General features: G+C 58.9%; 12 protein-coding genes. 9 read left to right on the top strand and 3 right to left on the bottom strand.

The features are described 5' to 3' along the window. Positions 1-175: 175 nt before the first annotated feature. Positions 176-898, bottom strand: a complete 723-nt coding sequence (locus AC5SEM_RS01965; protein ID WP_495472061.1) for a tellurite resistance TerB family protein — start codon at positions 896-898, stop codon at positions 176-178. Positions 899-1,075: 177 nt separating this feature from the next. On the opposite strand from AC5SEM_RS01965, the gene AC5SEM_RS01960 reads away from it, so the two are divergent. The 8 genes from AC5SEM_RS01960 to AC5SEM_RS01925 all read left to right on the top strand — a co-directional run bounded on the left by AC5SEM_RS01960 (position 1,076) and on the right by AC5SEM_RS01925 (position 11,244). Then, positions 1,076-1,990 carry a LysR family transcriptional regulator gene (locus AC5SEM_RS01960; protein ID WP_007949637.1) on the top strand — a complete coding sequence of 305 codons (915 nt, stop codon included), beginning with the start codon at positions 1,076-1,078 and terminating at the stop codon, positions 1,988-1,990. A 131-nt stretch (positions 1,991-2,121) separates the two neighbouring features. After that, positions 2,122-3,579, top strand: a complete 1,458-nt coding sequence (locus AC5SEM_RS01955) for a gamma-aminobutyraldehyde dehydrogenase (protein WP_495472060.1) — start codon at positions 2,122-2,124, stop codon at positions 3,577-3,579. A gap of 83 nt (positions 3,580-3,662) precedes the next feature. Then, positions 3,663-4,814 carry a putative ABC transporter substrate-binding protein YdcS gene (gene ydcS / locus AC5SEM_RS01950; protein ID WP_495472059.1) on the top strand — a complete coding sequence of 384 codons (1,152 nt, stop codon included), beginning with the start codon at positions 3,663-3,665 and terminating at the stop codon, positions 4,812-4,814. Positions 4,815-5,173: 359 nt separating this feature from the next. Beyond that, positions 5,174-6,211, top strand: a complete 1,038-nt coding sequence (locus AC5SEM_RS01945; protein ID WP_495472058.1) for an ABC transporter ATP-binding protein — start codon at positions 5,174-5,176, stop codon at positions 6,209-6,211. A gap of 16 nt (positions 6,212-6,227) precedes the next feature. Continuing rightward, positions 6,228-7,148: an ABC transporter permease gene (locus AC5SEM_RS01940; RefSeq protein ID WP_007908947.1), complete on the top strand. Its 921-nt coding sequence runs from the start codon at positions 6,228-6,230 to the stop codon at positions 7,146-7,148. Then, a complete protein-coding gene (locus AC5SEM_RS01935; protein WP_038357783.1) occupies positions 7,138-7,947 on the top strand; it encodes an ABC transporter permease in 810 nt (269 codons plus the stop codon). Before AC5SEM_RS01940 ends, AC5SEM_RS01935 begins: the two co-directional genes overlap by 11 nt. Positions 7,948-8,114: 167 nt before the next feature. Then, entirely contained in the window at positions 8,115-9,539 is a 1,425-nt protein-coding gene (locus AC5SEM_RS01930; protein WP_495472057.1) for a gamma-aminobutyraldehyde dehydrogenase, read from the top strand. 220 nt (positions 9,540-9,759) lie between these two features. Continuing rightward, entirely contained in the window at positions 9,760-11,244 is a 1,485-nt protein-coding gene (locus AC5SEM_RS01925; protein WP_495472056.1) for an APC family permease, read from the top strand. Positions 11,245-11,287: 43 nt separating this feature from the next. Here the strand turns inward: AC5SEM_RS01925 and AC5SEM_RS01920 are convergent, their stop codons facing one another. Together AC5SEM_RS01920 and AC5SEM_RS01915 are read right to left on the bottom strand one after the other, a co-directional pair. Further along, positions 11,288-11,914: an RloB family protein gene (locus AC5SEM_RS01920; protein ID WP_331694851.1), complete on the bottom strand. Its 627-nt coding sequence runs from the start codon at positions 11,912-11,914 to the stop codon at positions 11,288-11,290. Between the two features lie 2 nt (positions 11,915-11,916). Then, entirely contained in the window at positions 11,917-13,170 is a 1,254-nt protein-coding gene (locus AC5SEM_RS01915; RefSeq protein WP_476335419.1) for an AAA family ATPase, read from the bottom strand. Positions 13,171-13,470: 300 nt separating this feature from the next. Between AC5SEM_RS01915 and AC5SEM_RS01910 the strand changes: the two genes are divergently transcribed. Continuing rightward, positions 13,471-13,983 (top strand): BRO-N domain-containing protein, encoded by a 513-nt coding sequence (locus tag AC5SEM_RS01910; RefSeq protein ID WP_495472055.1) that lies wholly within the window; start codon positions 13,471-13,473, stop codon positions 13,981-13,983. Positions 13,984-14,023 lie beyond the last annotated feature (40 nt).

Genomic DNA, 14,023 nt, shown 5'->3' with positions numbered 1-14,023 from the left:
GTAGTGAGGCTGAAAACTTCATCGCGAGCAGGCTCCGTGTCCGTCGGAGTAACCAGTGGGAGCGAGCCTGCTCGCGAAGAGGCCGGAACAGTCAACATCGATGTCGTCTGACCCGGCGCTTTCGCGAGCAGGCTCGCTCCCACAGGGGATTTGCGATTGTTGAAGCACGCCGTCTCTACACAGAGGCCAGCCGCACCTGCTTCTCCAGCTCCACCTTCAACCCCGGCTCCAGCTTCAACTGCCGTGCCAGTTCATCCAGATAGCTCTTCTCCATGAAGTTCTCCTCATCCACCAACATCACGCTGGCGATGTACATCTCCGCCGCCATCTCCGGCGTGCTCGCCGCACGTGCGACATCGGTGGGGTCCAGAGGCTTGTTGAGTTCGGCGTGCAGCCAGTGTTGCAGCTCCTGATCATTGTCGAGCTTGGTGAACTCGCCTTCGATCAGTTGGCGTTCGCGGTCATCGATGTGGCCGTCAGCCTTTGCGGCGGCAACCAGCGCCTTGAGAATGGCCTGACTGTGTTGCTCGGCCTGCGCGGGCGGGAGGCGATCAAGGGTTTGTGGTTCGCGTTGTGGTGCGGTGCCTTTTTGCGCGTTGTAGTTGCCATAGGCCTTGTAAGCCAGCACGCCCAGCGCAGCGAGGCCACCGTAGATCGCGACTTTACCGCCGACCTTGCGGGCCTTTTTGCTGCCAAGTAGAAGGCCCATGGCACCTGCGGCCAACGCGCCACCACCTGCACCCGACAGCAGACTGCCGAGGCCACCGGAGCCAGACGCGCCGCCGAGCAAACCGCCCAAGCCACCGGCAGCCGGTTTGTTCTGCGTTCCGCCAGCCTTGTTCTGCAACAGATCCTGGCCGGACTTGAGCAGTTGATCGAGCAATCCACGGGTGTTCATGTTCCGCCTCCAAAACAGGGGTTATCCGGATCTATAAGGCCCTCAGCCTAGTTCGAAAGTGCCCCTGCCCGACCTGCGAGTGTGCTTCCAGATGTTGCTCAGCAGGCGCAGGCCCTTCGAAAAAATAGATATACACTCAGGCCAATCTATAAAAACCGCCCACTGGGTACCCCTCTCATGATGACCCTGCGTCAGATTCGTCACTTCATCGCCGTGGCCGAAACCGGCTCGATCTCCGCCGCCGCGCAAACTGCATTCATTTCCCAATCAACTCTGACGTTGGCGATCCAGCAACTGGAAGAGGAAATCGGCGTCAGCCTGTTCAGCCGTCACGCCAAGGGCATGACACTTACGCACCAAGGTCATCAATTCCTACGCCAGGCGCACCTGATTCTCGCGACCGTGGACAACGCCAAGCGCAGCCTGCAACAGAGCACCGATCAGGTCGCCGGGCAGTTGATCGTCGGCGTGACCAGCCTCGTCGCCGGTTATTACCTGGCAGATTTGCTCACCCGTTTTCAACGCGCCTATCCCAACGTCGAAATCCGCGTGATGGAAGACGAGCGCCCTTACATCGAGCATTTGCTGGTCAGCGGCGAGATCGATGTCGGCGTATTGATCCTCTCCAACCTCGAAGATCGCCACGCCTTGCAGACTGAAGTACTGACCCACTCACCGCACCGTTTGTGGCTGCCAGCGCAGCACCCATTGCTGGAACACGACAGCATCAACCTCGCCGATGTCGCCCGCGAGCCGTTGATTCAATTGAACGTCGATGAAATGGATCGCAACGCCCAGCGTTTCTGGCGCGGTTCCGGGCTGCAACCGAAAATCACTCTGAGAACCGCGTCCACCGAGGCCGTGCGAAGCTTGGTCGCCGCCGGTTTGGGCGTGTCGATTCAGCCAGACATGACCTATCGCCCATGGTCACTGGAAGGCGACATCATCGAAGCGCGGCCCATCGCCGACCTCAACCAGACCCTCGACGTCGGTCTGGCCTGGCGCCGTGGCACTGCGCGCCCCGCTCTTGTCGACCCATTCCTGACCGTGGCCCGTGAGCAACCTCACGGCGGACGCAAGCCATCTATTTAATCGAACGCTGCCTTCAGTATTTAGAATTTGTCGACCTCGGAGCCGCGCACTAGTCTTGCTGCATCTATAAGACGGCCGGCTCCCGATATCAGGGAGCAACAATGGCCACACAAAAAAAGAGATCGCGGAAAATGGCTGGCTTGCAGACCCCGATGTGTACCGCGTTGTTGATCGATGGCGAATTGGTCGCTGGGGAAGGTTTTGTCGAGCCGATCCTCAATCCGGCCACCGGTGAAATCCTCACGCACATCGCCGAGGCCAGCACCGAGCAGGTCGAAGCCGCCATCCTCGCCGCCCACCGCGCCTTCGCCGAGTGGTCGCGCACCACGCCGCAGCAACGTTCGAACCTGTTGCTCGACATCGCCAACGCCGTTGAAAAACACGCCGACCACCTCGCCCGCCTCGAATCGCTGAACTGCGGCAAGCCTTTGCACCTGGCGCGTCAGGACGATTTGACCGCGACCGTCGATGTGTTCCGATTCTTCGCGGGCGCCGTGCGTTGCCAGACCGGTCAGCTCAGCGGCGAATACCTGCCGGGCTACACCAGCATGGTCCGTCGCGATCCGATAGGCGTGGTCGCTTCGATTGCGCCGTGGAATTACCCGATCATGATGGCTGCGTGGAAAATCGCCCCGGCCCTCGCCGCCGGCAATACACTGGTGTTCAAACCGTCCGAACACACGCCGCTGTCGATCCTCGCCCTGGCGCCAGCACTGGCCGAAATCCTCCCGCGCGGGGTGATCAACATCATCTGCGGTGGCGGTGAAGGCGTCGGCAGCCATTTGGTTGGCCACGCCAAAGTGCGCATGGTCTCGCTGACCGGCGATATCGTCACCGGACAGAAAATCCTCCAGGCCGCGGCGAAAACCCTGAAACGCACGCACCTCGAACTCGGCGGCAAAGCCCCGGTGATCGTCTGCAACGACGCCGACATTCAAGCCGTAGTCGAAGGCGTGCGCACTTACGGTTACTACAACGCCGGGCAGGACTGCACCGCCGCCTGCCGGATCTACGCGCAGGCCGGGATTCACGACAAATTGGTCGCCGAACTCGGCGCCGCCGTCAGCAGCCTGCGCTTCGCCGGCAAACGTGATGCCGACAACGAGATAGGCCCGCTGATCAGCACCCGCCAGCGCGACCGCGTGGCCAGTTTCGTCGAACGCGCCCTCGGTCAGCCGCACATCGAACGCGTGACCGGTGCAGCAGTGCACTCCGGCGCCGGTTTCTACTATCAACCGACGCTGCTCGCCGGTTGCAAACAGAGCGACGAAATCGTCCAGCGCGAAGTGTTCGGCCCGGTGGTCACCGTGACCCGTTTTGACGAACTCGCACAAGCCGTCGACTGGGCCAACGACTCCGAATACGGCCTCGCCTCGTCGGTCTGGACACAGAATCTGGACAAGGCGATGCAGGTCGCCGCGCGCTTGCAGTACGGCTGCACGTGGATCAACAGCCATTTCATGCTGGTCAGCGAAATGCCCCACGGCGGCCTGAAACGCTCCGGTTACGGCAAAGACTTATCCAGTGATTCGCTGCAGGACTACAGCGTGGTGCGGCACATCATGGCCCGCCACGGCCAGCATCTCTGACTACGCTAATAACAAGCCGTCAACGGCATGCTTCACCGCGTTCACAACTGCCCCGACCATAATTTAAAGAAGAGGGTTCAACCATGTTCGTGCACAAGACCGCATTGCTCAGTGCAATCACCACGGCCCTGCTGGCCAGCGCCAGCCTGCAAGCTGCCGAGCCGCTTAAGGCTGTCGGCGCTGGCGAAGGTCAGCTGGATATCGTTGCGTGGCCGGGTTACATCGAACGTGGCGAGAGCGACAAGGCTTACGACTGGGTCACCGGTTTCGAAAAGGAAACCGGTTGCAAGGTCAATGTGAAGACCGCTGCGACCTCGGACGAAATGGTCAGCTTGATGGCCAAGGGCGGTTACGACCTGGTCACCGCGTCCGGCGATGCCTCGCTGCGGTTGATCGTCGGCAAGCGTGTGCAACCGATCAACACCGCGTTGATCCCGAACTGGAACACCCTCGACCCGCGCCTCAAAGACGCGCCGTGGTACGTGGTCAACCAGCAGACTTACGGCACCCCGTACCAGTGGGGCCCGAACGTGCTGATGTACAACACCAACGTGTTCAAGACCGCGCCGAGCAGTTGGAACGTGGTGTTCGCCGCGCAGGATCTGCCCGACGGCAAGCCGAACAAGGGCCGCGTGCAGGCCTATGACGGCCCGATCTACATCGCCGACGCGGCGCTGTATCTGAAGTCGACCAAGCCTGAACTGGGCATCAAGGATCCGTACCAACTCACCGAAGATCAGTACAAAGCCGTGCTCGATCTGTTGCGCGCGCAGCAGCCGCTGATCCACCGCTACTGGCACGACACCACGGTGCAGATGAGCGACTTCAAAAACGAAGGCGTGGTGGCGTCGAGCGCGTGGCCGTATCAGGTCAACGGTCTGATGAACGAGAAGCAGCCGATCGCTTCGACCATTCCGAAAGAAGGCGCAACGGGTTGGGCTGATACCACCATGTTGCACGCCGAGGCCAAGCACCCGAACTGCGCGTACAAGTGGATGGACTGGTCGCTGAAGCCGAAAGTCCAGGGTGATGTGGCGGCGTGGTTTGGTTCATTGCCAGCGGTGCCGGCGGCGTGCAAGGAGAGCGAATTGCTTGGCACTGAAGGTTGCAAGACCAACGGCTTCGACCAGTTCGACAAGATCGCCTTCTGGAAAACCCCGCAGGCTGAAGGCGGCAAGTTTGTGCCGTACAGCCGCTGGACTCAGGACTACATCGCGATCATGGGTGGCCGCTAGCGCTCAATAACGACGCGGTCTGCTCCCTTTCCCCCTCGCCCCCCTGGGGGAGAGGGCTGGGGTGAGGGGGTAGCTTTTGCCTTTGCTCTTGATCTCAGAGCAATGGCCGAAACCGCCACCCTCACCCCCCGCCCTCTCCCGGAGGGAGAGGGAGCTAAAAGCAGATCGCATTCACCGTTAGATGCCGATCGTTCCCACGCTCTGCGTGGGAATGCATCACCGGACGCTCCGCGTCCATTCGCACGAGGTGACGCAGAGCGTCACAGGCTGCATTCCCACGCAGAGCGTGGGAACGATCATTCGGAAGAAGTCCAGGCAGGGCCGCTGCGATGGCTTTCGCCTTTTTGGAGCACCGCACCATGACGCTTGCAGTCCAGTTCACCAACGTTTCCCGGCAGTTCGGCGACGTAAAAGCCGTTGACCGGGTTTCCATCGATATCGAGGACGGCGAGTTCTTTTCCATGCTCGGCCCATCCGGCTCGGGCAAAACCACCTGCCTGCGCCTGATCGCCGGGTTCGAACAACCGAGCGCCGGCTCGATCCGCATCCACGGCGTCGAAGCGGCCGGGTTGCCGCCGTATCAGCGTGACGTCAACACGGTGTTTCAGGATTACGCACTGTTCCCGCACATGAATGTCCTCGACAACGTCGCCTACGGTTTGAAGGTCAAAGGCGTCAGCAAAACCGAACGACACAAGCGCGCCGAAGAAGCCTTGGACATGGTCGCTCTCGGCGGTTACGGCGCCCGCAAACCGGTGCAGTTGTCCGGTGGTCAGCGCCAGCGTGTCGCCCTCGCCCGCGCCTTGGTCAACCGTCCGCGCGTGCTGTTGCTGGATGAGCCTTTGGGCGCGCTCGACTTGAAGCTTCGCGAGCAAATGCAAAGCGAACTGAAGAAGCTGCAACGCCAGCTCGGCATCACTTTCATCTTCGTCACCCACGATCAAACCGAAGCGCTGTCGATGTCCGATCGCGTCGCCGTGTTCAACAAGGGCCGCATCGAACAAGTCGACACACCGCGCAATCTGTACATGAAACCGACCACCACGTTTGTCGCTGAATTCGTCGGCACCTCGAACGTTATTCGCGGTGATCTGGCCCGCGAAATCAGCGGCCATCCGCAGCCGTTTTCGATTCGCCCGGAACACGTGCGGTTTGCCGAAGGCCCATTGGCCAGCCACGAAATCGAAGTCAGCGGTCTGCTGCACGACATCCAGTACCAAGGCAGCGCCACGCGTTATGAATTGAAGCTGGAAAACGGCCAGACCCTGAGCATCAGCCACGCCAACAATCAGTGGATCGACAGCAGCGCGCAGCATCAGACCGGTCAGCGCCTGAGCGCACGTTGGGCGCGGGAAGCGATGATTCCGCTGCATGACACCGTGGCGAGCGGGGTGTGACATGAGCACGCTCGCGATGACTGCATCGCCGCCGTTGCGCCGGTTTTCCAACCTGCTCTACCGCAAGCCGAACCTGTACTTATCGATGCTCCTGGTGCCGCCGCTGCTGTGGTTTGGCGCGATCTACCTCGGCTCGCTGCTGGTGCTGTTGTGGCAGGGTTTCTACACCTTTGACGACTTCACCATGGCGGTCACCCCTGACCTGACCCTGGCCAATTTTGCCGCGCTGTTTCAGCCGTCGAACTTCGACATCATCCTGCGCACGCTGAGCATGGCCATCGTCGTGTCGATCGCCAGCGCTATCGTCGCGTTCCCGATTGCCTACTACATGGCGCGCTACACCACCGGCAAAACCAAGGCGTTTTTCTACATCGCGGTGATGATGCCGATGTGGGCGAGTTACATCGTCAAGGCCTATGCGTGGACCTTGCTGTTGGCCAAGGGCGGCGTGGCGCAGTGGTTTGTGCAGCACTTGGGATTGGAGCCGGTGTTGCAGTTCATTCTGGGGATTCCCGGGGTGGGCGGCAGCACCTTGTCGACCTCGCATCTGGGGCGGTTCATGGTGTTTGTCTACATCTGGCTGCCGTTCATGATTCTGCCGATTCAGGCTTCGCTGGAACGTCTGCCACCGTCGCTGTTGCAGGCCTCCGCTGACCTTGGTGCCAAGCCGCGTCAGACCTTTATGCAGGTGATTTTGCCGCTGTCGATTCCGGGCATTGCCGCCGGTTCGATCTTCACGTTTTCGCTGACCTTGGGCGACTTCATCGTGCCGCAACTGGTCGGGCCGCCGGGCTACTTCGTCGGCAGCATGGTCTACGCGCAGCAAGGTGCGATCGGCAACATGCCGATGGCGGCGGCGTTCACGTTGGTGCCGATTGTGTTGATCGCGGTTTACCTGTCCATCGTCAAACGACTGGGGGCCTTCGATGCACTCTGAGAAAGCATCATTAGGCTTAAAGATCGCAGCTTGGGGCGGGTTGGTGTTTCTGCACTTCCCGATCCTGATCATCTTTCTTTACGCCTTCAACACCGAAGAAGCCGCGTTCAGCTTTCCGCCGAAGGGCTTCACGTTGCACTGGTTCAGCGTAGCGTTTTCCCGGCCGGATGTACTGGAATCGATCAAGCTTTCATTGCAGATAGCAGCCATCGCTACATTGATCGCGATGGTGCTCGGCACGCTGGCTTCGGCAGCGCTGTACCGCCGGGATTTCTTCGGCAAACAGGGCATTTCGCTGATGCTGATTTTGCCGATTGCGCTGCCGGGGATCATCACCGGGATCGCGCTGCTGGCGACGTTCAAAACGCTGGGAATCGAGCCGGGGATGTTCACCATCATCGTCGGCCACGCGACCTTCTGCGTGGTGATCGTCTACAACAATGTTATCGCCCGCCTGCGCCGTACTTCGCACAGTTTGATCGAAGCCTCGATGGATCTCGGCGCCGATGGCTGGCAGACGTTTCGCTACATCATCCTGCCGAACCTTGGCTCGGCGTTGCTGGCCGGCGGCATGTTGGCGTTTGCGCTGTCGTTCGACGAAATCATCGTCACCACGTTTACCGCCGGGCATGAACGCACGTTGCCGTTGTGGTTGCTCAACCAATTGAGCCGGCCACGGGATGTGCCGGTGACCAACGTCGTCGCCATGCTGGTGATGATGGTGACGATGCTGCCGATTCTCGGCGCGTATTACCTGACGCGCGGCGGCGAAAGCGTGGCCGGTAGCGGCGGCAAATAACCGAATAACTGAAGAAACCGAATCCCTGTAGGAGTGAGCCTGCTCGCGATGACTGACTGTCATTCAACAGTGGTGTCGACTGAACGACCGATATCGCGAGCAGGCTCACTCCTACATTTGAATCCGGTTTCGGCAGAACAATAAAAGTGTTAGTGAGGACAACAGACATGCAAACCAAACTCTTGATCAACGGCCAACTGGTCAACGGCGAAGGCCCGGCGCAACCGGTGCTCAACCCGTCGCTTGGCGAAGTCCTGGTTGAAATCAACGAAGCCAGCGAAGCCCAGGTCGACGCCGCCGTGCGCGCCGCCGACAACGCCTTCGCCGAGTGGTCGCAAACCGCGCCGAAAGACCGCTCGCTACTGCTGCTCAAACTCGCCGACGCCATCGAAGCCCACGGCGAAGAACTGGCCAAACTGGAATCCGCCAACTGCGGCAAACCCTACAGCGCCGCGCTCAACGACGAGATCCCGGCGATCGCCGACGTGTTCCGCTTCTTCGCCGGCGCCAGCCGTTGCATGAGCGGTTCGGCCGCTGGCGAATACCTGCCCGGCCACACCTCGATGATCCGTCGCGACCCGGTCGGCGTGATCGCCTCCATCGCGCCGTGGAACTACCCGCTGATGATGGTCGCCTGGAAAATCGCCCCGGCGCTGGCCGCCGGTAATACCGTGGTGCTCAAGCCGTCGGAACAAACCCCGCTGACCGCGTTGCGTCTGGCCGAACTGGCGTCGGAAATCTTCCCGGCCGGTGTACTCAATCTGGTATTTGGTCGCGGCCCTACCGTTGGCAGTCCGTTGGTGACCCATCCGAAAGTGCGCATGGTTTCGCTGACCGGGTCCATCGCCACAGGTGCCAACATCATTTCCAGCACCGCCGACAGCGTCAAACGCATGCACATGGAACTGGGCGGTAAAGCGCCGGTAATCATCTTCGATGACGCCGATATCGATGCAGCGGTGGAAGGCATTCGTACCTTTGGTTTTTACAACGCCGGGCAGGATTGCACTGCCGCGTGCCGGATCTATGCGCAACAGGGCATCTACGACAAGTTTGTCGAGAAGCTCGGCGCGGCGGTCAGCAGCATCAAGTACGGCTTGCAGGATGATCCATCGACTGAGCTGGGGCCGTTGATCACTGCGCAACATCGCGACCGCGTTGCCGGGTTTGTCGAGCGTGCTGTGGCGCAGTCGCACATTCGTTTGATCACTGGCGGCAAGGCCGTTGACGGTAACGGCTTCTTCTTTGAACCAACTGTTCTGGCCGATGCGCAGCAGGACGACGAAATCGTTCGTCGCGAAGTGTTTGGGCCGGTGGTTTCGGTGACCCAGTTCACCGATGAAGCGCAGGCGCTGGAATGGGCCAACGATTCGGACTACGGCCTCGCGTCCTCCGTGTGGACGGCAGATGTAGGACGCGCGCATCGCATGTCGGCGCGTTTGCAGTACGGCTGCACGTGGGTGAATACGCACTTCATGCTCGTCAGCGAAATGCCCCATGGCGGTCAGAAATTGTCCGGCTACGGGAAAGACATGTCCATGTATGGGCTGGAGGACTACACCACGGTTCGGCATGTGATGTTCAAGCATTAAGTCTTTAAAAGCTTCGCGAGCAGGCTCGCTCCCACAGGGGTAAGTATTCCAAATGTGGGAGCGAGCCTGCTCGCGAAGGCGTCACCCCGGTGTCAGGAAGAACCCGGATTACGCACCACCAGGATCCCAAAACAATAACCACCGAACCGGGCGGCGCCTGCATGGCCCCGCCACGGCCTCGGCCATCCGAAATCTGCCGATTTCACGGAGCAAAACACACATGAGTTCCTCACCCGATCTCGCCACAGCCGTTGCCGACAGCGATGCCGAACAACTGCGCAAACTGGGCTACACCTCGAACTTCAACCGCAGCATGAGCCTGTGGGAAAACTTCGCTCTAGGCTTCACTTATCTGTCACCGGTCGTAGGGGTTTATACCCTCTTCGGCCTGTGCCTCGCCGCTGGCGGCCCACCGATGTTCTGGGCGTACTTGCTGGTCGGTTGCGGCCAGTTGCTGGTGTGCCTGATCTTCGGCGAAGTGGTTTCGCAGTTCCCGATTTCCGGCGGTGTTTACCCTTGGGCACGCCGATTGGTCGGTAAAAAATGGGCATGGATGGTCGGCTGGATCTACTCCATAGCCCTCTGCGTCACCATCGCCGCCGTTGCGGTCGGCGCTGGCCCGTACCTGGCCGCCATGCTCGGTTTTGAGCCAAGCAACAACACCAACATCATCATCGCCCTGGTGCTGACCCTGTTCGCCACACTGGTCAACCTCAGCGGCACCAAAGTGCTGGCACGCATCGCCATGTTCGGGTTCCTGTGCGAACTGGTCGGCGCGGTGATCGTTGGCGTTTACTTGCTGGTGTTCGAACGCCATCAACCGCTAAGCGTGCTGTTCAACACCTTCGACATCAGCGTCGACGGCTCGTACCTGCCGGCGTTCCTCACCGCATCGCTGGCGGGGATGTTCCTCTACTACGGCTTCGAGGCCTGCGGCGACGTCGCCGAAGAAACCCCGAACCCGAGCGCAAAAATCCCGGTGGCCATGCGCATGACCATCTACATCGGCGGCATCGCGGCGATGTTCGCCTGCCTCGCGCTGATCCTTGCCGTGCCGGACATGCAAGCGGTGATCAACGGCACCGACAAAGACCCGGTCACCACCATCCTCAACAACGCCTTCGGCCCGGTCGGTTCGAAAGTGGTGATGGGCGTGGTAATGATTTCCTTCATCTCCTGCGTCATCAGCCTGCAAGCCGCGGCGAGCCGTCTGCTGTACTCCTACGCTCGCGACGAAATGGTCATCGGCAGCCGACTGCTGAAAAGAATTTCTCCTACAACACAAGTACCGGTCGCCGCACTGTTCGTGTCCGGCGTCCTGCCGGCCCTGATCATCGCTCTCGGCTTCTTCCTGCAAGACGCCGTGGCCACCATCGTCAGCTTCGCCGCCATCGGCATCTACCTCGCGTTCCAGATGATCGTCCTGGCCGCGCTGTACGCCCGCAGCAAAGGCTGGAAACCCAGCGGCAAATTCACCCTCGGCGCCTGGGGCTGGCCGGTGAACATCGGCGCGCTGGTGTATGGCGTTGGCGCAATCATCAACATGGCCTGGCCACGTACGCCGGATGCCGCGTGGTACGTGAACTATGCGATGGTGTTGAGCACGGCCATCGTGATTGGCTTGGGCTTGGTTTATATGTGGATTGGCAAGCCGTATGACCATGGCAAGGCCCCGGCTGGGGATGCTTGGAAGGTGAGTCGCTAAGAATCAATACCTGCCCGCAAGGATGCGGGCACGGTTAACAGTGCTAGATCCGTTGGGGTGTGGATAACGCTTCAAATGCATCCATCAACAAATGGATTTCGGTACTTGGATTAGGCTCGCCACTGGCCACTGCGTCTTCTAGTACTTTTGGCGCCAGCGTTCTAGCCCGGTGAAAGGGCTCACCCAGCAACTGAGCAAAATAGCTGACGCCTTTACCCTTCTCATAATTCGCCATGTTGGGCTTAGTCTTCAAACTCTTGCTCACCAGATCACCCGGAGAGTTTTTCCCGGCAGACCTGAAGGGTTTTCGGCTAAAGCCAAAGTGCAAAAGAAGCCAAAATTCAAAGCATGGATACGACGCGATGACTGTGATTTTTGGATGAGACTTCGCTTCACTCAATGCACGTTCAAAACACAGGTGAGTATCACGATCCAAGACGCAGAAGACTTTGTCGAAGTGCTCTTGTCGCCTCATCGCTCGATCGACGATGCCGCTCGGATGAGTTACACCGCAGTGGGCGATTTCAACCTTTGCCCGAGCACGAAAGTGCAGTGCCGCCTCTTCCAGATAACGCTTACCTGACTTGCTGTCTTCGCAGAGCACCAAAACATTAGGCTGGGGCTTAAAGCGTGAGGCTTTTCGATCGAACGACTTATTCGAACTCACCATTGTCAGCCCCGCCTTATCAGCGGCAATCCGCGGTAACGCCCTTCGAAGTAGCGCTTCTCGACGTCCTCACGTTCCTGACCTTCAAAGTCGTGCACGGAAAACAGATGCGTGGCAGCGTGAGCATCGCGTTCTGTAATCCAGAATTGATCGCGACGTAGAATTTTCTCATTCATCAGATGGGTGTCGTGGGTGGTGAAAATCAGTTGCGTATTCAGCCCGTTGTCCAGATGTCTGGCGATCAAATCGGCGACGATTTCAGGGTGCAGACTGCTGCTCAACTCATCGACACTGAGAACGCCGCTGCCACCGGCCTGATTCATCATGAACCACGGCAGCCAGAAACCAATCAGGTTCTTCGTGCCGCAAGACTCTTCCGAAAAATCAAACTCGGCTTCACCCGACATACTCGAGTGTGTGAGCGTCAGCTTGTCCCGTTGCGCGGCGGCAATGAACTCCTTAAGCGTGAGTTTTCTGTTATCGGCAGCCGAAACAGAATCATCCGGACTGAGTTGAATCGCTGATACCGGAATATCCAGCGCGCAGAGAAAATCACGTAAGTCGCTCGTATGGCTTTTAACCATCTGAAGAAATCGAATCGAAGCTGTGGATAAACCGGGCATGTTGTTCTGCTCAATCACCAGCAGACCACTTTGAAACCAGGAAAACGGTACGCGCAGTTGCATCAGTTCTTCACTGCTGTGAATCACCGCTTGTGCGATAAACAACATCTTGGGGCTGGTCAAACGCTGCCATGCGCGATGGACTTCCTTGCCCCCCTCAAGGGTTTCGCCGAAAAGATAGTGCTCGCCTTGCGCATCAACCTGACGCTTGTACAGCAATGTCTCCTTTCCTTCTGGAAAGCAGAGCAATTGCTCATGAACAATCCGTTGCGCCGTCAAACCAAGGACAAATCGATAGCGCAAACCACCTTGAACAAAGTCGTACTCAAAAGTACTGGGTTCATCTTTCAGTGTTTCGTCGAAACGAAACGCTGAAACGGGTAACGCGGCATCTAGCGTGTCAGCGGGTATCGCCAATAAGCTCCCGACGACGCCCATCGCTCGAATCAACGATGACTTGCCGGACGCATTCGGTCCATAAATCGCAGCGACCTTGAGCAGTTCCGGAAGCTTTTCCGTATTCGTGGATGCTTTGAATGTGTTGAGTGATTTACTCAGAAGAGGGCTCGCCGCCATGGACAGGGTTTGCCGGTCCCTGAACGAGCGGAAATTGGAAACTGAAAACTCGATCAACATGGAGAAACCTGCAGTTCATTCCGTGGATCCGAATAGATAAAGGAAAAACGACGCCTTGGGCGTTTGGTTGCTGTTGGCACTGCAAAATCAGGCATTTCCTACAAATACAGCCTTCAGAGATAGGCCCGCTTTCCTACAGTAGGTGTCGATAGAGCCGACTTGGCGTCGTAGGTTGCTAACCGATAGGCTTTCTCTCGGCAGCGAAATCAGCGGCCCGGTGTCGGAGCCGGAGTAAATATCAAAACGGCGTGACCGCACTCATTTGAGTGGCGGCTCTATTCTCAATATTGGAGTCGAAAAATGCCTAACCACGTACAAATTCCTTCTGAAAGCTCCGCTTTCTTCACCCCCACCGCCTTCACCCGCCACAACCGCTTCCTCCACGCCTTCATGCAAGACCACGAAGCCTGGTTCTGCGTACAAGATCTCGGGCGCTTGATGGGATACCCACTGAACGAACGCCTCACCCTGAAACTCGATCCCGACCAGCGTCGCCATGTCCTTCTGCGTCGGGACGGCGAAATCTTCGATTGCGCGATGGTCAGCGAGTCCGGCCTGTTCGCCCTGCTCGTCCATCACTTCGTTCCGGAAAATCGTCACCTGCGTCAATGGCTGAGCCATGAAGTCATTCCGATGCTGCGCGAAACCCAATCGAGCCCTGCGGAAAACCACCCGAGCCTGAGTTCGATGCATTGGGCAGGCGTCACCGTACCGCTGCTGCACTGGCAACAGCAGGCGTGGGTCAAATGGCGGGATGTGCCGGAGTTGATGCACGGCCACCGGCCGTATCCAGTACTGGGAACGTGTAGCTGATCAAAATAAAAAGGGGGCGGACCTTTCAGTCCGCCCCTTT

The sequence above is a fragment of the Pseudomonas sp. CH61 genome (assembly GCF_059429415.1).
Note: the sequence above shows the minus strand (reverse complement) of the source record. Positions and strands in the feature narration are given on the sequence as shown.

Coding starts and splice junctions, on each gene's coding strand:
- AC5SEM_RS01925 (WP_495472056.1), top strand. CDS start 9,760: ATGAGTTCCTCACCCGATCTCGCCACAGCCGTTGCCGACAGCGATGCC.
- AC5SEM_RS01915 (WP_476335419.1), bottom strand. CDS start 13,170: ATGTTGATCGAGTTTTCAGTTTCCAATTTCCGCTCGTTCAGGGACCGG.
- AC5SEM_RS01930 (WP_495472057.1), top strand. CDS start 8,115: ATGCAAACCAAACTCTTGATCAACGGCCAACTGGTCAACGGCGAAGGC.
- AC5SEM_RS01935 (WP_038357783.1), top strand. CDS start 7,138: ATGCACTCTGAGAAAGCATCATTAGGCTTAAAGATCGCAGCTTGGGGC.
- AC5SEM_RS01955 (WP_495472060.1), top strand. CDS start 2,122: ATGGCTGGCTTGCAGACCCCGATGTGTACCGCGTTGTTGATCGATGGC.
- ydcS (WP_495472059.1), top strand. CDS start 3,663: ATGTTCGTGCACAAGACCGCATTGCTCAGTGCAATCACCACGGCCCTG.
- AC5SEM_RS01920 (WP_331694851.1), bottom strand. CDS start 11,914: ATGGTGAGTTCGAATAAGTCGTTCGATCGAAAAGCCTCACGCTTTAAG.
- AC5SEM_RS01960 (WP_007949637.1), top strand. CDS start 1,076: ATGATGACCCTGCGTCAGATTCGTCACTTCATCGCCGTGGCCGAAACC.
- AC5SEM_RS01910 (WP_495472055.1), top strand. CDS start 13,471: ATGCCTAACCACGTACAAATTCCTTCTGAAAGCTCCGCTTTCTTCACC.
- AC5SEM_RS01940 (WP_007908947.1), top strand. CDS start 6,228: ATGACTGCATCGCCGCCGTTGCGCCGGTTTTCCAACCTGCTCTACCGC.
- AC5SEM_RS01965 (WP_495472061.1), bottom strand. CDS start 898: ATGAACACCCGTGGATTGCTCGATCAACTGCTCAAGTCCGGCCAGGAT.
- AC5SEM_RS01945 (WP_495472058.1), top strand. CDS start 5,174: ATGACGCTTGCAGTCCAGTTCACCAACGTTTCCCGGCAGTTCGGCGAC.